This is a genomic window from Streptomyces sp. NPDC021562 (assembly GCF_040640875.1).
In the GTDB taxonomy this organism is placed as follows: domain Bacteria; phylum Actinomycetota; class Actinomycetes; order Streptomycetales; family Streptomycetaceae; genus Streptomyces.
The window spans coordinates 1-17881 of record NZ_JBFACN010000056.1 but is presented as its reverse complement, the minus strand read 5'-3'; the positions used below and the strand labels follow the sequence as shown (position 1 = coordinate 17881).

The window sequence follows — 17881 nt, the reverse complement described above, 5'->3', positions numbered from 1 at the left end:
CTCTTCTAACCCCCCTCCCCCCCCCCCCGCTCTCCCTACCTAAAACCCCCCCCCCCGCAACCCGGGCGGGGGGGGGGCGCCCCCGTCGGCGCGCCCCCGCCCGTGTCCGTCTTCTGCGTCTCTCGTGTCTTCGCGCGTCTTCGCGTCAGGTCGTCGTGCGCCGGCGCCGCGCCCCCGGCCGCCGCTCGCTCGGGCGGGTCACCGGGTCCCCGGCCTCGCGGGCGCTCGCCCGGCGGCGCAGCCCGAACTCGGCCAGCGCCTCCGCCAGCTTGGCGACGGACGGCTCCGGAGCCATCACGTCCACCCGCAGCCCGTGCTCCTCGGCGGTCTTGGCCGTGGCCGGACCGATGCAGGCGATGACCGTGACGTTGTGCGGCTTGCCGGCGATACCCACCAGGTTCCGCACGGTCGAGGACGACGTGAACAGCACGGCGTCGAAACCGCCGCCCTTGATCGCCTCGCGGGTCTCCGCCGGCGGCGGCGACGCCCGCACGGTGCGGTACGCCGTGACGTCGTCGACTTCCCAGCCCAGCTCGATCAGCCCGGCGACCAGGGTCTCGGTGGCGATGTCGGCGCGCGGCAGGAAGACGCGGTCGATCGGGTCGAACACCGGGTCGTACGGCGGCCAGTCCTCGAGGAGTCCGGCGGCCGACTGCTCCCCGCTCGGCACCAGGTCCGGCTTCACGCCGAAGGCGACCAGCGCCTTGGCGGTCTGCTCGCCGACCGCGGCCACCTTGATGCCCGCGAAGGCGCGCGCGTCGAGCCCGTACTCCTCGAACTTCTCCCGGACCGCCTTGACGGCGTTGACCGAGGTGAACGCGATCCACTCGTACCGTCCGGTGACGAGCCCCTTCACCGCCCGCTCCATCTGCTGGGGCGTGCGCGGCGGTTCGACGGCGATCGTCGGCACCTCGTGCGGCACCGCCCCGTACGACCGCAGCTGGTCGGAGAGCGACACCGCCTGTTCCTTCGTCCGCGGTACAAGCACCTTCCAGCCGAACAGCGGCTTGGACTCGAACCACGACAGCTGGTCGCGCTGCGCGGCGGCGGACCGCTCACCCACCACGGCTATCACCGGCCGCCCGCCGTCCGGCGAGGGCAGCACCTTCGCCTGCTTCAGCGTCTGCGCGATGGTGCCGAGGGTGGCGGTCCAGGTCCGCTGCCGGGTCGTCGTACCGGCGACGGTGACCGTCAGCGGGGTGTCCGGCTTGCGTCCGGCGGCCACCAGCTCACCGGCGGCCGCGGCCACCGAGTCGAGCGTCGTGGAGACCACGACCGTGCCGTCCGAGGCGCCGACCTCGGTCCAGCACCGGTCGGAGGCGGTCCGGGCGTCCACGAAGCGGACGTCCGCGCCCTGCGCGTCCCGCAGCGGCACACCGGCGTACGCCGGCACACCCACCGCCGCCGCGACACCGGGCACGACCTCGAAGGGCACACCGGCGGCGACGCAGGCGAGCATTTCCTCGGTCGCGTACGTATCAAGTCCCGGGTCCCCGGACACCGCACGGACGACCCGCCTGCCACCCCGCGCGGCCTCCATGACAAGATGAGCCGCATCCCGCGCGGGCGGGAGGGAAGCGGTCGTTGACGCTCCGTCAACAACCGTGAGTTGAGGCGCGCCCGTGCCCGGATACGGGTCCGACGACGGATCCGGATTCGTGGGCACGACGGAGACGCCCTGCCTGGCGTGGCTCCTGATCACGTCGAGCACGTCGTGCTCGGCGACCAGGACGTCCGCGCTGGACAGTGCCTCCACGGCACGCAAGGTCAGCAGTCCCGGATCCCCGGGTCCGGCACCCAGGAAGGTGACGTGCCCGTGATCGAGGCCGGCGGGAAGGTTGGTGGGGCTCACTGTGCTCGCTCCCCCATCAGACCGGCCGCGCCCTGGGCAAGCATCTCGGTGGCGAGTTCGCGACCGAGCGCCGTCGCCTGGTCGTATGTCTCGGGCACGGGACCGGTGGTGGACAACTGCACCATCCGGGTGCCGTCGGTCGTGCCGACGACTGCCCGCAGGCGCAATTCCTTGACAGTCTGCCCGTCGGCCAGAAGGTCGGCCAGCGCGCCCACAGGGGCGGAGCAGCCGGCCTCCAGGGCGGCGAGCAGTGACCGCTCGGCGGTCACGGCGACCCGCGTGAACGGGTCGTCGAGTGCCCCGAGCGCGGCGATCAGCGACGCGTTGTCCGCGGCGCACTCGATCGCCAGTGCCCCCTGGCCGGGGGCGGGCAGAACCGTGTCGACCGACAGGAAGTCGGTCACCTCGTCGATGCGGCCGATGCGGCTGAGTCCGGCCGCGGCCAGCACCACGGCGTCGAGTTCGCCGGCGTGCACGTATCCGATCCGGGTGTCGACGTTCCCCCGGATCGGGACGGTCGTTATGTCCAGCGCGTGCGCACGGGCGTACGCGTTGAGCTGGGCCGTACGGCGCGGCGAACCGGTGCCGATGCGCGCCCCGCGCGGCAGGTCGGTGAACTTCAGCGCGTCCCGGGCGACGATCACGTCCCGCGGGTCCTCGCGCACCGGCACGGCGGCCAGCACCAGGTCGGCGGGCTGGGTGGTCGGGAGGTCCTTCAGCGAGTGAACCGCGAAGTCGACCTCGCCGCGCAGCAGCGCGTCCCGCAGGGCGGTCACGAAGACACCCGTGCCGCCGATCTGTGCGAGGTGCTCGCGGGAGGTGTCGCCGTAGGTGGTGATCTCGACGAGCTCGACGGGCCGTCCGGTCACCTGGCTCACGGCCTCGGCCACTTGCCCGGACTGGGCCATGGCGAGTCGGGATCGCCTGGTCCCCAGTCTCAGTGGAATGTCACTCATGCCGGTCGGTCCTTCTCGGTCGTGCTGTCCACGGCCCGGGAGACGGCGGCCACCGTCTCCGGGTCGAGGTCGAACAGGGTCCGCAGCGCGTCCGCGTACCCGGCGCCGCCGGGCTCGGCCGCGAGCTGCTTGACCCGTACGGTCGGCGCGTGCAGCAGCTTGTCGACGACCCGGTGCACCGCCTGGCGGATCTCCCCGCGCTGGCGTTCGTCCAGGTCGGGCAGGCGCCCGTCCAGGCGGGCGATCTCGCCCGCGACGACGTCGGCGGCCATGGTCCGCAGCGCCACCACGGTGGGCGTGATGTGCGCGGCCCGCTGCGCGGCGCCGAACGCGGCCACCTCGTCGGAGACGATACGGCGGACCTGGTCCACGTCGGCGGCCATCGGGGCGTCGGCCGACGCCTCGGCCAGCGACTCGATGTCCACCAGCCGCACCCCGGCCAGCCGGTGCGCGGCGGCGTCGATGTCCCGGGGCATGGCGAGGTCGAGGAGGAACAGCGCAGGGGCGGGCCGTGCGAACCCGGCGACCGGCTCCGGCCTGCGCCGCTCGGGGATCCGGCCGACGCGGGCCGCGGTCGCGGCGAGCGCGCCGATCAGCTCGGCCTCGGCCTCCACCTCGGCCTCCGGGGTACGGCGCCCGGCCTCCCGGATGTCCACCGTCCCGTTGTCCACCCAGGCCGCGTGCTGCTCCAGCTCGGCGGCGGCCATACCGGCGACGGCGGCCTCCCCCAGCACGGAGAAACCACTCTGCTCGGCGGCGAGGTCGAGCGGACAGTTCTCGTCGGCGTCCGTCAGACCGCGGGCATGCGTGCCGCCCGGGGCGACGGGGGTACCCCCGGTCGGGCGAAGCCGGGACTGCGGCAGGGTGGCCGCGGACGGCACTCCGTCGGCGGAGGGCTGCACCCCGTCGGCGCCGGGCTGCGCGACCGGCGCCCGGCCCGCATCGGCGTCCTGTACCCGCCCGGCGACGGCGGCCGCAACCGCGTCCGCGGTCAGCACCAGCCCCGTCGCCCCGGTGCAGGACACCACGACGTCGGCACGTGTCAGCTCGCCCGGCACCGCTTCCATCGGTACCGCGCGGGCGGCCACGTCCGTGTCGTCGCCCTCGGAGAGGATCCCTGCGAGCCGCTCGGCGCGGTCGAACGTCCGGTTGGCCACCACGATCTCGGCGACCCCGGCCCGCGCCAGCGTGGCGGCGGCCAGCGAGGACATCGAGCCCGCGCCGATGACCAGCGCCTTCTTGCCGGTGGCCCAGGTCTCCACGTCCGCACCCGCGGCCAGCTGCTCCAGGCCGAAGGTCACCAGCGACTGCCCGGCCCGGTCGATGCCGGTCTCGGAGTGGGCGCGCTTGCCCACCCGGAGGCCCTGCTGGAACAGGTCGTTCATCAGCCGGCCGGCGCTGTGCAGCTCCTGCGCGCGGGCCAGCGAGTCCTTTATCTGGCCGAGGATCTGCCCCTCGCCGACGACCATCGAGTCGAGCCCGCAGGCCACCGAGAACAGGTGGTGGACGGCGCGGTCCTCGTAGTGCACGTAGAGATAGGGAGTGAGCTCGTCCAGCCCGACCCCGCTGTGCTGGGCGAGCAGCGTGGACAGCTCGGCGACCCCGGCGTGGAACTTGTCGACGTCGGCATACAGCTCGATGCGGTTGCAGGTGGCGAGCACCGCGGCCTCGGTGGCCGGCTCGGCGGCGACCGTGTCCTGGACCAGCTTGACCTGGGCGTCCGCGGAGAGCGCGGCCCGTTCCAGGACGCTGACCGGGGCGCTGCGGTGGCTCAGCCCGACGACGAGGAGACTCATGCCGGCATCACGGCGGGTACGTCCCCGTCGGGCCCCTGCTCGCCGGCCTCCTGGTGGGTGACCACGGGCGGCACCGCTCCCTCGTGGTCCTCGCCGGCCTTGCGCTGCTCGTGGAAGGCGAGGATCTGCAGCTCGATGGAGAGGTCGACCTTGCGCACGTCGACGCCGTCCGGGACGGTCAGCACGGTCGGCGCGAAGTTCAGGATGGAAGTGACGCCGGCGGCCACCAGCCGGTCGCAGACCTGCTGGGCGGCGCCCGCGGGGGTGGCGATCACGCCGATGCTGACGCCGTTGTCCTGGATGATCTTCTCCAGGTCGTCGGTGTGCTGCACGGGGATACCGGCCACCGGCTTCCCGGCCATCGCGGGGTCGGCGTCTATCAGGGCGGCGACCCGGAAGCCGCGGGAGGCGAACCCGCCGTAGTTGGCGAGGGCGGCGCCGAGGTTACCGATACCGACGATCACCACGGGCCAGTCCTGGGTCAGGCCCAGCTCACGGGAGATCTGGTAGACGAGATATTCGACGTCGTAGCCGACACCGCGCGTGCCGTACGAACCCAGGTAGGAGAAGTCCTTGCGCAGCTTCGCGGAGTTGACCCCCGCGGCGGCGGCCAGTTCCTCGGAGGAGACCGTGGGGACCGAGCGCTCCGACAGTGCGGTCAGCGCCCGGAGGTACAGCGGAAGCCTGGCGACGGTGGCCTCGGGGATCCCTCGGCTGCGGGTCGCCGGTCGGTGAGTTCGGCCAGTTGCCACGGTGCTCCAACAGGTTGAGCGGGGCTGCGGACGGTCACTCGTACCCAGACCGCCCCGTCGACAGCAGGCTATGTCTTTGTGAACGCGTGCACAAAGATTGTGTCCGATTTGTCCGGCGAACGTGACCGGGGTCACGCGCCCCCGGCGCGGCCGTACGGAACCGGCGCACACACGCGCACGCTCCCTCTCCGTCGGGGGCAAAACCGCACACACTCCTTACGAATCCCGCCCCCCGAGACCAAGCCGCCGTCGATCCTAAGCGACTTCGCAGCCGGTTTGGACTAGTCGGTCAGTGCCTTGCGGAGCCGCTCTTCGTTCACGCGCCAGAAGGTGTGCTGTTCACCGTCGACGAGTACCACCGGAATCTGCTCCCAGTACAGGTCGTACAGCCGCTGGTCCTGGGTGACGTCCTGGTGCTCCCAGGGCACGTCGAGGTCGCCGCACACCTTCTCGACCACGGCCTGTGCGTCATCACACAGATGGCAGCCGGGCTTACGGATGAGGGTGACCAGCCGCACACGGGGCGCGGGCGCCTTCCGGCCGAAGAGGGGACTCATGTCGTCCATTGTCCCGCCCCCGGCAGGGCGGATCCGCCGCCTCCTGGGCACCTTCCTCGCCCTGCTTCACGGCACGGTCGCGGAGAGTTCACACCCATCCAACTCCCGTGACTCCGGAACCACCGGGCGGACTGGCTATGCTCACGACATGGCCGCTCTCGGATGGCTCACTCCCCGTAGGCGCTCCGCCACGGCGCGGAGCGTGTTGGCAGGCGAGGCCTCGGCAGAGGCCGCGCGCAAGAACCAGGAAGCGCCGGCGCCCGTCGCAGAGGCCGAGGAACCCCAGTTCCCGGTGCTCGGCGACGAGAAGGCAGCCGCGTTCTTCGACCTGGACAACACGGTGATGCAGGGCGCCGCCATCTTCCACTTCGGCCGCGGCCTGTACAAACGGAAGTTCTTCGAGACCCGCGACCTCGCCAGGTTCGCCTGGCAGCAGGCGTGGTTCCGGCTGGCCGGCGTCGAGGACCCCGAGCACATGCAGGACGCCCGCGACTCGGCCCTGTCGATCGTCAAGGGCCACCGGGTGGCGGAACTCCAGACCATCGGCGAGGAGATCTACGACGAGTACATGGCCGAGCGCATCTGGCCCGGCACCCGCGCCCTCGCCCAGGCTCACCTGGACGCGGGCCAGAAGGTGTGGCTCGTCACGGCGGCGCCGGTGGAGATCGCCGGCGTGATCGCCCGCCGCCTCGGGCTGACCGGCGCCCTCGGGACGGTGGCCGAGTCGGTCGGCGGCGTCTACACCGGCAAGCTGGTCGGCGAGCCCCTGCACGGGCCGGCGAAGGCGGAGGCGGTGCGCGCGCTGGCCGCGGCCGAGGGCCTCGACCTCTCCCGGTGCGCGGCCTACAGCGACTCCCACAACGACATCCCGATGCTGTCCCTGGTCGGTCACCCGTACGCCATCAACCCGGACACGAAGCTGCGCAAGCACGCCCGTGAGATGGACTGGCGCCTGCGCGACTACCGGACGGGCCGCAAGGCGGCCAAGGTGGGCATCCCGGCGGCGGCCGGGGTGGGCGCGGTAGCAGGCGGCACAGCAGCAGCCATCGCCCTGAGCCGCCGCCGCCGCTGACACCCCCCGCCCACCCGCCCGGCAAAAACGTCCCTGTGCATCGCGACCGGCCGAGGTCTCCTGCCTTGCCGGGCCTTTCGCGTGGTCTCGGACAGTCGGCGAGGGCCTCGGTCCGGGTGGCGCCGGGGCGGGCCGCCGGGCGGGGGCGGGAGGGACAGGTGGCCCGTGTGCGGGGGCGTGTTCGCGTCGTTCGCCGCGGCCCGGCAGGGGTGTCGGCCCTCGCGCGCCCGAATTATCGCGCGGCTGCCCCAACACGCCCTCGACTCCGCCTGAACACGCACCTTTCTGATCAACAATCAGTCACTCTGCGGCACTTGAACCGGCTCAAATCGGTAAGAGAAGCGACGCAATCGGCGATTTGAGCAACTCGGTGTAGCAGTGCCTGCACGAAGCGTTATTCTCCTCAGACGCACACCGGTACCCCTCCGTCGCCACGACGGGTGAACGGTTCCGCACTGCACGTGATGAAAGCTCTGCCTCTGGGAGTCCCGTGTACCCACACGTCGGGGTTGACGCCTCGGGCCTGGCTACGCTGCGCGCAACAGTCGCGACGGTCAAAGAGACGCTGCGCGGCCTCGTCCCCACCGCGTACGCCGTCCCCGCCTTCGCCTCCACCGCCCCCGTCGGCCCCTGCTACGCACTGGCCGACGGCGGCGCCGCGGTCGGCAGACGCGGCCGTTCGACCGGCACCGCCGCCCCCGCCCGCCGTCCGGCCGCGGACAGCGACAGCGCCCGGATGATGGACCTCGTGGAGCGCGCCCAGGCCGGCGAGTCCGACGCCTTCGGCCGCCTCTACGACCAGTACAGCGACACCGTCTACCGCTACATCTACTACCGCGTGGGCGGCAAGGCGACCGCCGAGGACCTCACCAGCGAGACGTTCCTGCGCGCGCTCCGCCGGATCGGCACCTTCACCTGGCAGGGCCGCGACTTCGGCGCCTGGCTGGTCACCATCGCCCGCAACCTGGTCGCCGACCACTTCAAGTCGAGCCGCTTCCGCCTGGAGGTCACCACCGGCGAGATGCTCGACGCCAACGAGGTCGAGCGCTCCCCGGAGGACTCCGTCCTGGAGTCCCTCTCCAACGCCGCGCTGCTCGACGCCGTACGACGCCTCAACCCCCAGCAGCAGGAGTGCGTGACGCTCCGCTTCCTCCAGGGCCTCTCGGTGGCCGAGACCGCCCGGGTGATGGGCAAGAACGAGGGCGCCATCAAGACCCTCCAGTACCGTGCCGTGCGCACTCTCGCCCGGCTCCTCCCGGAGGACGCGCGCTGAGACGGCCACCCTCGGCGACGGCCAACTCACGTTCCGTCAAAGCCCGTTGCCTTTCTCAGCCGATCTCCGCTCGTCCGTAACCCAAGTGCCGAGCCGCTCGTTGTGCGGGATACAGGCTCCCTGTGGTCACGTCCAGCAAGTCCCTGATCACACGATCGTGTGGTCCGGTCGAGGGCGTGCAACCCTCAGGACCCCCTGGGGAGTCGACCGTCATGACGAGAGGAGGTGCCGCCAGTGATCGCGAACGTATCGGCACACCGGCGGGCGAACGCCTTCGCCCAGGCCCTGGAGGAGCAGCCCGACCGGGACCCGGCGGCCGAGCGGTCCGAGGGACCGGTGGGCGACGCACCGGCCACACCGGACCGGGCTGAACCGACCGAGCAGGGCGAACTGCTGGCCCTGGCGACGGGGCTCGCCGCACTGCCCAAACCGGAGCTCGACCCTGAGGTCAAGGTCGTGCAGCGGGCCCGGCTGGTGGCCGCGATGGAGGCCATGCTGGCGGAGGGCACCCTGGGTGGGGCGGCGGACACCGCGGTGCCCGGACAGCGCTCCGGCAGTTCGAAGGGCGCCCATCGGGCCAGTCCGCTGGGCAGGTTGCGACCGCGTACCCGGCTCACGAAGGGGCTCGCGGCCGGCGGCCTGAGCGTCGGCGTGGCCGCCGGAGCCTTCGGCGGGGTGGCCGCGGCCAGTTCCGACGCCCTTCCCGGCGACTCGCTGTACGGCCTCAAACGCGGCATCGAGGACTTCAAGCTCAACTACCTGTCCGACGGTGACGACCAGCGCGGTCAGACCTACCTCGACCAGGCCTCGACCCGGCTGATGGAGGCCCGCCGACTGATGGAGCGGGACCGCGGCGGCCAGCTCGACCACGAGTCGATCGGCGAGATCCGGCGCACGCTGTCCGGCATGCAGCACGACGTCACCGAGGGCCACCGCCTGCTCCACGAGGCCTACGAACGCGACCCGGACTCGCTGGGACCCATCCAGGCCCTGTCCGCCTTCGCGCAGTCCCACCGCCAGGCCTGGGGTGCCCTGCGCGAGCGGCTCCCGGTCCAGCTCGGCGACGTCAGCCAGCAGGTGACGTCGGTCTTCGCCGCCATAGACGAAGAGGTCGGCCCGCTGCAGTCCCTGCTCCCCCAGCCGCCCCAGCACACCGGCGGCAGCACCGGCAGCCAGGGCTCGGGCACGACGTCCACCGGTTCCCCCGGCCGCCACCGGTCGACGGCCCCGTCGTCCTCCGGCAGCTCCTCCACGGGCCACGAGTCCGGCCACGGCACCCCCAGCGGCTCGGCCTCCGGCAGCAGCAGCGACGACGGGCTGATCGGCGGTGCCACCGGCGGCCTCCTGGACCCGCCGAAGACAGGCACGAGCACGCCGACTCCGTCGAAGACCGCGTCCGGTGCCCCGGACGTCACCCTGCCCCCGCTCCTCCCCGGCCTGCTGCCGGGCCTGGGCATCGACGGCGAGAACACCGGCAACTGAGAAACACCGGTTCCCCGCGCCCCCGTTCAGGGGCGCGGGGCTCTGTCGCGACGCCTCAGAAGAAGACCGACCTCCGCTGCACGAGCAGTTTGTACAGCGTGTGCTGGATCTGCTCCCGCACCTGATCCGTCAGGTTGAACATCAGCATCGGATCCTCGGCCGCCTCGGGCGGGTACCCGTCGGTCGGAATCGGCTCCCCGAACTGGATCGTCCACTTCGTCGGCAACGGCACCGCCCCGACCGGCCCCAGCCAGGGAAACGTCGGCGTCAGCGGGAAGTAGGGAATTCCCAGCACCCGAGCCAGCGTCTTCGCGTTGCCGATCATCGGGTAGATCTCCTCCGCCCCCACGATCGAGCAGGGAATGATCGGCACCCCCTGCCGCAACGCGGTCGACACGAACCCGCCCCGCCCGAACCGCTGGAGCTTGTACCGCTCGCTGAACGGCTTCCCGATGCCCTTGAACCCCTCCGGCATCACCCCGACCAGCTCGCCCTGCCCCAGCAGCCGCTCGGCGTCCTCCGCGCACGCGAGCGTGTGCCCGAGCTTGCGCGCCAGCTCGTTCACCACCGGCAGCACGAACACCAGATCCGCCGCGAGCAGCCTGAGGTGACGATTCGCCGGATGGTGGTCGTGCACGGCCACCTGCATCATCAGGCCGTCCAACGGCAGCGTCCCCGAGTGGTTGGCGACGATCAGCGCACCGCCCTCGGCCGGGATGTTCTCCAGGCCCTTCACGTCGACGCGGAAGTACTTCTCGTACACCGGCCGCAGCAGGGACATCAGGACCTGGTCGGTCAGTTCCTCGTCGTAGCCGAAGTCGTCGACCTCGTAGTCCCCGGTGAGCCGCCGCCGCAGGAACGCCAGCCCGCGCGCGACACGCCGCTCCAGGCCGGACTCGTCGTGCGGCGGCTGCTCCGCACCTGTCCGCTCCGCACCCGCCTCAGGGTTCTCCCGGGTCACCTGCACATCCTCCTGCGCGGGGATCCGCCCCGCGAGGGGCTGGACCTCACGGACCGCCCCCGGCTCGCGTCCCGCCCCGGACTCACGCGTCCCCGCCTGCTCACCGCCGCTCTTGCGCCGGCCGCCCGCGCCCCGGCGCCGGGCCGGCCGCTGGGCGGCAGCCCCGCGGGACCGGTCGTCGTCGAACGGAATGACCTTGGCGTCCGCCATCGTTGTTGCGCTCCTCAGTTGGCGCTCTGGGTCGGGGTCTTCGTCGAGGACTTCGCCGGGGTCCTCGTCACCGGGTTCCCGCCGTGCAGCGCGGGCAACGCGGCGATCCGGTCGACGACCGCGGCCACGGCCTCGGGCGGCAGCAGCCCCGGGTCCTGGGCGCGCACGAAATCCGCGAACGTCTGCGCCGTCGTGTACTTCGGCCGGAACCCGAGCGTCTCGCGCATCTGGACGGTGTCCACCACCCGGCCGTGCGTCAGCAGCCGGATCTGCTCGGGCGAGAAGTCGCTCATGCCGAGCGTCCGCACCAGCGAGCCGGCCCAGGTGACCGCGGGCAGCAGCAGCGGCACGGTGGGCCGTCCCAGCCGCCTCGAGCACTGCGAGAGCAGCAGCACACCGTCACCGGCGATGTTGAACGTGCCGCTGTTGAGCGTCCCGCGCGCGGGCTCGTGCGAGGCGATCCGCAGCACGTCGATGACATCGTCCTCGTGCACGAACTGCAGCCGGGGGTCGTAGCCGAAGACGGTGGGCAGCACGGGCAGCGAGAAGTAGGACGCGAGCGGGGTGTCCGCCGTCGGACCGAGGATGTTGGCGAACCGCAGCACGCACACCGCCACGTCGGGCCGCCTCCTGGCGAACCCGCGCACATACCCCTCCACCTCCACGGTGTCCTTCGCGAACCCGCCGCTGGGCAGCGACTTCGGCGGGGTCGTCTCCGTGAAGACGGCCGGGTCCTTGGGCGCGGAGCCGTACACGTTCGTACTGGACTTGATCACCAGCCGCTTCACGTTCGGCGCCTTCTGACAGGCGCCGAGCAGCTGCATCGTCCCGATGACGTTGGTCTCTTTGACGCTGGTCCGGCTGCCGCTGCCGAGCGGTGTCCCCGTCACGTCCATGTGGACGACGGTGTCGGCACCGCTCTCGGCCAGCACCCGGGCGATGGAGGGCTGCCGGATGTCCGTCTGGATGAAGTCCGCCCCGCCCAGGTGGTGCTCCGGCGGCACCGCGTCCACGGCGACGACCCGCTCCACTTCGGGGTCACGCTGCACGCGCCGTACGAACCGGCCCCCGAGCTGACGGGCCACTCCGGTCACGAGCACGACCTTTCCCAAGATCAGCGCCTTTCTTCCGTGTTCCCGTACGCGGCCAACTTAGCGGCTCGGCGGTGCCGCGGCATGACCCCCGACAGGCCACGACGAGCCGCGACGGCCGGAAAATGCGTGTGACCCCCCACCGTACTGGTGGGGGGTCACACACAAGCTTCCGCGGCTCGGCGCCGTAATTACTTCTTGTTACGACGCTGAACGCGCGTGCGCTTGAGCAGCTTGCGGTGCTTCTTCTTGGCCATCCGCTTGCGCCGCTTCTTGATAACAGAGCCCACGACTACCCTCGCTCACTTCTCATCACTCGGTGCTGGGCGCCATGGGCCCATACGACCTACGAGGGGCTAGCCTACCCGCCCGAGCGCTGAGGTCGTAATCGAGGTGTTCCGGGGAGGTCCCGGAACCGTCGTCAGGCGGTCTCGACCCCCACATAGCTCTCGCGAAGGTACTCGTGTACCGCTTGCTCGGGGACGCGGAAGGACCGCCCCACCCGGATCGCGGGCAGATGACCGCTGTGCACCAGCCGGTACACGGTCATCTTCGACACTCGCATCACCGCGGCGACCTCCGCCACGGTAAGGAACACGACCTCGTTCAGAGGCCTCTGGTCTGCAGCCATGTCACACACCCGAACCTTCCGCACTCGACGGGCCACCGGCTTCCCCTTCCGGTGACTCTTCGTCGTTGCGTGCTCACTCCCCAATGTAGGGGCGGGTGATGCGAGTGGGGAAGAGGTGCACCCATCGGCGGCCTACTGTGACAGACAGGCTCGATTGAGTACGTAGCGGGTGAGAGGCATGTAGTAGTCGGACCGCACGCCGTCGTCAACCGGAACGGCCACTGACACCACCCCCTCGGCCTCGCCCACGAAGACCGCGGGGTCATCCGTATCCGCCAGACCAATGGCCTCAAACCCGAGCTGACCTGCACCGCAGACCCATCCATGGTCCCCTACCACGAGCTCGGGCAGCGGCCCGCCACCCCCGGCGGCGGCGTCCAGCGCCAGCCGAACCGGCAGCGGCGAGTGCGTGTGCGTCCCCGGCGCACAACCGGGGCGTTCACCTCCCGGTTCCCGCACCAACCCGACACCTTGTACGTAATCGAGGGTGCACGTACGTAGACCGAACCGGGTCGTTATGTCGACACGGCGACCCTGCGCAGGGGTGAGGATCTCACATCCCACCGCCGACAGCGCGTCCGCCAGAGCTGCGTAGAAACCGATCAGCCGGTGCGGGTGCCCGGTCCCGAACAGCACGGGCGCGCGACGCCGGGCGGCAGCCCCCACCCGCTCGGCGAAAGCGTCCAGAGCAGCCACCGTGCGTTCCGGGTCGATCACATCATGCCCTGAAACGAACTCGGGATCGTCCGAAACCCCGCACTTGCCCGCCATCAGCCGAACCAACTCGCGCTCGGTCCAGACCCCTTGGGGATCGATCCCGATCAGTGCCCGGGGGTCCCGAGCCGCGAACAACCGGTACCGGCGCAGACTGCGCTCCCGGGAGCCGGCCACCGCCCCGGCAAGCCCGACAGCCACCAGATACGCACGAAGCTCACCGACATCCGACACGGCTGAGATGGTGACGCACCCACCCCCGGAAGTACCCCAAAACGACAGAACACCCCACGCATGGCCCAATGCCCAACACCAGCGGCTCACCACCCGCCGCCCAGCGCTCACCGCTCGGTGCTCGCCGGCCAACGCCCGCCGCCCAACGGCCCAAAGCCCGGCGCTCGCCGCTCGCCGCCCGCCGCCCAACGCTCGCCGCCCGCCGCCCAACGGCCGCCGCTCGTTGCCCGGCGCCCAACGCCCCCCGCGGCGGCGGGACGCCCCTACGCCAGTAGGCCGCGCAGCGGGAATGCGGCGCGGCGTGTGGCCAGCACCGCCTGGTCCAGCCGGTCCGCGGGGTCGTACCCGGCGTCCCACGACGCCCACCCCACCGGCCACCGCCCGTCCGTCATCCGCCCCGGCCCCAACTGCCGGGTCCGGGCGAACACCTCCTGGCGCCATTCCTCCGGCACCAGCGTCTCCGGCTCGATCTCCCGCCCCGCCGCGATCGCCACCAGATGCGTCCAGGACCGCGGCACGACGTCCACCACCTCGTACCCCCCGCCCCCCAGGGCGACCCACTTCCCGCCGGCGTACTCGTGCGCCAGCTCATGGCAGGCCACCTGCACGGCCCGCTGCGCGTCCAGCGAGACGGCCAGGTGGGCCAGCGGATCCTCGAAGTGCGTGTCGGCGCCGTGCTGCGTCACCAGCACCTGCGGCCGGAAGTCGGCGAGCAGCTCCGGCACCACGGCGTGGAACGCCCGCACCCACCCCGCGTCCCCGGTCCCGGCCGGCAACGCCACGTTCACCGCGGCCCCCTCCCCCGCCCCGGCGCCCACCTCGGCGGGCCACCCGGTCTGCGGGAACAGGGTCCGGGGGTGCTCGTGCAGCGAGATCGTCAGGACCCGCGGATCCTCCCAGAACGCGGCCTGCACCCCGTCCCCGTGGTGCACGTCGACATCCACGTAGGCGACCCGCTCGGCGCCGAGTTCCAGCAGCCGCGCGATCGCCAGCGCGGGATCGTTGTAGACGCAGAACCCTGACGCGGCCCCCGGCATCGCGTGGTGCAGCCCGCCCGCGAAGTTCACCGCGTGCTCGGCGTCCCCCCGCCACACCGCCTCCGCGGCCGCCACCGACTGCCCCGCGATCAGCGCGGACACCTCGTGCATCCCGGCGAAGGCGGGATCGTCCACGGTCCCGAGACCGTACGACTGGTCGGCTTCCGCGGGGTCCGTCGAAGCCGCCTTCACGGCCTCGACGTAGTCCTCCCTGTGCACCAGCCGCAGCGTCGACTCCCCGGCCGGCTTCGCCGCGACGACCTCCACCGCCCGGTCGAGCCCGAAGGCGCCGACCAGACTCCGGGTCAACGCCAGCCGGACCGGATCCATCGGATGGCCCGGACCGAAGTCATAGCCCGTTACTGCCTCGTCCCACATCAGCTGTGCGCGGCCGCTCATGACCGCCACCGTATCGGTCCGGCCTGGTCGCGAACGAACGGGCGTACACCAACGTCACCAGCACCAACACCATCGGCACGAGCATCGCCCCGCGATAACTCCACGCGTCGCCCAGCGCACCCACCAACGGCGAACCGATCAGGAAGCCGACGTAGTTGAAGATGTTCAACCGGGCGATGGCCGCATCCGAAGCCCCCGGGAACAACCTCCCCGCCGCCGCGAAGGTCTGCGGCACCAGCACGCACAACCCCAGCCCCAGCAGAGTGAACCCGGCCATCCCGACCCACGCCCCGGGCGCGACCGCCACCACCGCGAACCCGACGGCCGCCACCAGCACCCCCAGCCGTACGACGGTCACCGCCCCGAACCGCCGCACCCCGAAGTCCCCGATGGCCCGCCCGACCAGCGTGGTCACCATGTACACGTTGTACGGCACGGTCGCCAGCTGCTCACTGCTGCCCAGCACGTCCTTCAGGTACTTCGCACTCCAGTTGGAGACGGTCGAGTCCCCGATGTAGGCGAACGTCATCACCAGGCACAGCGGCAGCAGCACCCTGAACACGACACCCCCACCGGCGCCCCCGGCCGCCCCGTCCGCCACCGGCGCGGGCTCGCCGTCCACGTACCACCGGCTCCCCACCAGCGTCGCCGGCAACAGCACCGCCACGACCGGCAGATACGACACCCACAGCGCCAGGTGCCAGTGCGCCCCCGCCCAGGCCAGCGAGGCCCCCAGGATCCCGCCCAGGCTGTATGCGGCGTGGAAGCTGAGCATGATGCTCCGGCCGTACGTCCGCTGCAGACTCACCCCGAGCATGTTCATGGACGCGTCCAGCGCCCCCACGGCGAGCCCGAACACGCCCAGCGCCACGGCCAGCTCGGCCAGGTGCCCGCCGGACCCGACGCCGAGCAGCGCCAGCATCACCACGGGCTGGGCCCAGCGCAGCAGCCTGCTGGGGCGTATGCGCTTCACCAGCTGCTCGGTGGTGACACTGCCGACCCCGGCCAGGATCGGCACGGCGGCGAGAAAGACCGGCAGCAGCGCGTCGGAGACGCCGTACCGGTCCTGGATGGCGGGGATGCGCGTCACCAGCAGCGCGAAGGTGGCGCCCTGAGTGAAGAAACTGAACGCCAACGAGGCCCTACCGCGCCGCAGCACATCTGTCATGGCGGCGAGCGTAGGGCCCCGGCGTACTCGTGGGTAGATCCAACCAAAGATGAATTTCCTTCAGCTTCGGCGCTCCCCGGTGGCTCCCGTTCAGGCGGCGACCGCGAGTTCCCGCTCCTCCGCGGCCTCCTGGCGCTTCACCTCGTCGGTGATCAGGCGGGCCATCGGCTCGGCGGCCGCGCCGCCGCAGACCACCATCCCGAGGGTGATGGCACCGACCAGGAAGACCGAGCCCAGCCAGACCATCGTGGCCACGGGGATCGTGTAGGCGCCGACGACCCGGGCGACGCACTCCACGACCAGGACCACGCCCCAGATGACGGAGAACACCCGCTCCTTGCGCAGGAACTCCGCCGACCGGGCCGCGGCACCGGCCGCCAGCCGCTCCCAGGCCGCCTCCCGGGCCGGGTCCCCCTTCAGCAGGAAGGGCCTCAGCCCCGCCGTCATCATCGGCTTCCCCAGGGCCACCGACACCAGGATCCCGATGCCGACCGTGCTGCTCACCGCGCCGTCCTTGGCGAGCATCAGCCTCGGGTCTCCGGAGACGAAGCTGAGTGCCAGCCCGACCACGTTCACGACCAGGATCAGCGCCGCCAGTCCGTTGGTCCTGCGCTCCCTGACCACACCCCACACCGTCCGCACGGCCGGCACCACGCTGCTCCAGGCGAGCGCCGCGAAGGTGCTCATCCCGAAGGCCCCCTTGAGGAAGTAGTACGACCCGAGGGGTACCGCCACGTCCACGAGCAGCGGCCGGAGGTTCTCCAGCACGCTGGGCCGCCGCTTGTTCAGGGACCCGGTGCTCGTCGTCTTCGTCATGCCCTCAGCTTCGCGTCCGGACGGGGTCCCGCAGTAGGAACGAACGTCCGGAGGTCGGCATGACAATTGTCAGCGCCGGCGCGATGCCCTCGGTCATTCCAGCAGGTCGGCCAAGTGCCCCAGGTCGGAGAAGAGGCGGGTCGCACCCCGCAGCCGGTCGGCCGGTGTCATGGCGGTGAACCCGTACACGTCCATCCCGGCCGCGACCGCCGCCCGCACCCCCAGCGGGCTGTCCTCCACGACGGCACAGCGCCCCGGCGCGACCCCCATCCGCTCGGCCGCGTACAGGAAGAGGTCCGGCGCCGGCTTCCCCCGGCCCACGTCCTGCGAACTGAAGACCCGTGCCGCGTCGAACCACCGGTCCAGCCCGGTCGTACGGTGCCCCACCCGGATCCGCTCATGACTCCCGGACGACGCCACGCAGTACGGCACCCCGTCCGCCGCCAGTCGCTCCAGCAGTTCCGCCGCCCCGGCGACGGGCTTCAACTCCCGCTCGAAGGCGGCGAACACCCGGGCGTGGAAGACGTCGTCGAAGTCGTCCGGCAGACGCCGTCCGGTGCGCTCCTCGACGAGCTCATGGACGCGGTGCATCGCGGACCCCATGTAGTCCCGTATGGAGTCCTCGTAGGAGGTGGGGTGTCCCAGCTCGGTGAGATACCCGGCGAGCAGCCGATTGGAGATGGGCTCGCTGTCCACGAGGACGCCGTCGTTGTCGAAGATGACCAGGTCATAGCGCATGGGGTCGAGCATAAACGCGAAAAGGCCCACGCCATATGGCGTGGGCCTTTCCCAATATTTGTTCGGCGGCGTCCTACTCTCCCACAGGGTCCCCCCTGCAGTACCATCGGCGCTGTGAGGCTTAGCTTCCGGGTTCGGAATG

The 17881-nt window shown here is 71.4% G+C and carries 17 protein-coding genes and 1 rRNA gene; 3 read left to right on the top strand and 15 right to left on the bottom strand.

Translation table 11 applies throughout. The features are described 5' to 3' along the window. Positions 1 to 145: 145 nt before the first annotated feature. From AB0G52_RS40355 to AB0G52_RS40335, 5 genes are all read right to left on the bottom strand, one after another. Positions 146 to 1852, bottom strand: coding sequence for a uroporphyrinogen-III synthase (locus AB0G52_RS40355; RefSeq protein ID WP_361344189.1), 1707 nt, complete (start codon positions 1850 to 1852; stop codon positions 146 to 148). Further along, positions 1849 to 2808, bottom strand: coding sequence for a hydroxymethylbilane synthase (hemC, locus tag AB0G52_RS40350; protein WP_361344186.1), 960 nt, complete (start codon positions 2806 to 2808; stop codon positions 1849 to 1851). Before hemC ends, AB0G52_RS40355 begins: the two co-directional genes overlap by 4 nt. Next, positions 2805 to 4604, bottom strand: coding sequence for a glutamyl-tRNA reductase (locus tag AB0G52_RS40345; protein ID WP_361344183.1), 1800 nt, complete (start codon positions 4602 to 4604; stop codon positions 2805 to 2807). Before AB0G52_RS40345 ends, hemC begins: the two co-directional genes overlap by 4 nt. Further along, positions 4601 to 5356, bottom strand: a complete 756-nt coding sequence (locus AB0G52_RS40340; RefSeq protein ID WP_132890430.1) for a redox-sensing transcriptional repressor Rex — start codon at positions 5354 to 5356, stop codon at positions 4601 to 4603. The genes AB0G52_RS40345 and AB0G52_RS40340 overlap by 4 nt, the downstream gene beginning before the upstream one ends. A 281-nt stretch (positions 5357 to 5637) precedes the next feature. Continuing rightward, on the bottom strand, positions 5638 to 5922 hold the full coding sequence (locus AB0G52_RS40335; RefSeq protein WP_361344179.1) for a glutaredoxin family protein: 285 nt from the start codon (positions 5920 to 5922) through the stop codon (positions 5638 to 5640). 139 nt (positions 5923 to 6061) lie between these two features. Here AB0G52_RS40335 and AB0G52_RS40330 point away from each other — a divergent pair, with 139 nt between their 5' ends. The 3 genes from AB0G52_RS40330 (at position 6062) to AB0G52_RS40320 (ending at position 9740) form a co-directional block, all read left to right on the top strand. Then, on the top strand, positions 6062 to 6985 hold the full coding sequence (locus AB0G52_RS40330; protein WP_132890432.1) for an HAD-IB family hydrolase: 924 nt from the start codon (positions 6062 to 6064) through the stop codon (positions 6983 to 6985). A gap of 490 nt (positions 6986 to 7475) precedes the next feature. After that, positions 7476 to 8258, top strand: coding sequence for an ECF subfamily RNA polymerase sigma factor, BldN family (locus AB0G52_RS40325; RefSeq protein WP_132890433.1), 783 nt, complete (start codon positions 7476 to 7478; stop codon positions 8256 to 8258). Positions 8259 to 8492: 234 nt separating this feature from the next. Beyond that, complete coding sequence (locus tag AB0G52_RS40320) at positions 8493 to 9740, top strand: DUF5667 domain-containing protein (protein ID WP_132890434.1); 1248 nt, start codon at positions 8493 to 8495, stop codon at positions 9738 to 9740. A 55-nt stretch (positions 9741 to 9795) separates the two neighbouring features. On the opposite strand, the gene AB0G52_RS40315 is transcribed toward AB0G52_RS40320, so the two are convergent. The 10 genes from AB0G52_RS40315 to rrf form a co-directional block, all read right to left on the bottom strand. Continuing rightward, positions 9796 to 10911, bottom strand: coding sequence for a lysophospholipid acyltransferase family protein (locus tag AB0G52_RS40315; RefSeq protein WP_361344174.1), 1116 nt, complete (start codon positions 10909 to 10911; stop codon positions 9796 to 9798). A 14-nt stretch (positions 10912 to 10925) separates the two neighbouring features. Beyond that, positions 10926 to 12023: an NAD-dependent epimerase/dehydratase family protein gene (locus tag AB0G52_RS40310; RefSeq protein WP_132890436.1), complete on the bottom strand. Its 1098-nt coding sequence runs from the start codon at positions 12021 to 12023 to the stop codon at positions 10926 to 10928. 170 nt (positions 12024 to 12193) lie between these two features. After that, complete coding sequence (locus AB0G52_RS40305) at positions 12194 to 12292, bottom strand: AURKAIP1/COX24 domain-containing protein (protein ID WP_003948845.1); 99 nt, start codon at positions 12290 to 12292, stop codon at positions 12194 to 12196. Positions 12293 to 12423: 131 nt separating this feature from the next. Further along, positions 12424 to 12633 (bottom strand): helix-turn-helix domain-containing protein, encoded by a 210-nt coding sequence (locus AB0G52_RS40300; protein ID WP_123975194.1) that lies wholly within the window; start codon positions 12631 to 12633, stop codon positions 12424 to 12426. Positions 12634 to 12765: 132 nt separating this feature from the next. Continuing rightward, complete coding sequence (locus tag AB0G52_RS40295) at positions 12766 to 13581, bottom strand: phosphatase (RefSeq protein ID WP_361344170.1); 816 nt, start codon at positions 13579 to 13581, stop codon at positions 12766 to 12768. 263 nt (positions 13582 to 13844) lie between these two features. After that, on the bottom strand, positions 13845 to 15017 hold the full coding sequence (locus tag AB0G52_RS40290; protein WP_361344167.1) for an acetoin utilization protein AcuC: 1173 nt from the start codon (positions 15015 to 15017) through the stop codon (positions 13845 to 13847). Continuing rightward, on the bottom strand, positions 14968 to 16185 hold the full coding sequence (locus AB0G52_RS40285) for an MFS transporter (protein ID WP_132890439.1): 1218 nt from the start codon (positions 16183 to 16185) through the stop codon (positions 14968 to 14970). The genes AB0G52_RS40290 and AB0G52_RS40285 overlap by 50 nt, the downstream gene beginning before the upstream one ends. Before the next feature lie 90 nt (positions 16186 to 16275). Beyond that, positions 16276 to 17001, bottom strand: a complete 726-nt coding sequence (locus AB0G52_RS40280; protein ID WP_361344163.1) for a VC0807 family protein — start codon at positions 16999 to 17001, stop codon at positions 16276 to 16278. Positions 17002 to 17094: 93 nt separating this feature from the next. Further along, entirely contained in the window at positions 17095 to 17739 is a 645-nt protein-coding gene (locus AB0G52_RS40275; protein WP_132890441.1) for an HAD family hydrolase, read from the bottom strand. 60 nt (positions 17740 to 17799) lie between these two features. Next, positions 17800 to 17881 (bottom strand): 5S ribosomal RNA (rrf, locus tag AB0G52_RS40270); the annotation flags it as partial.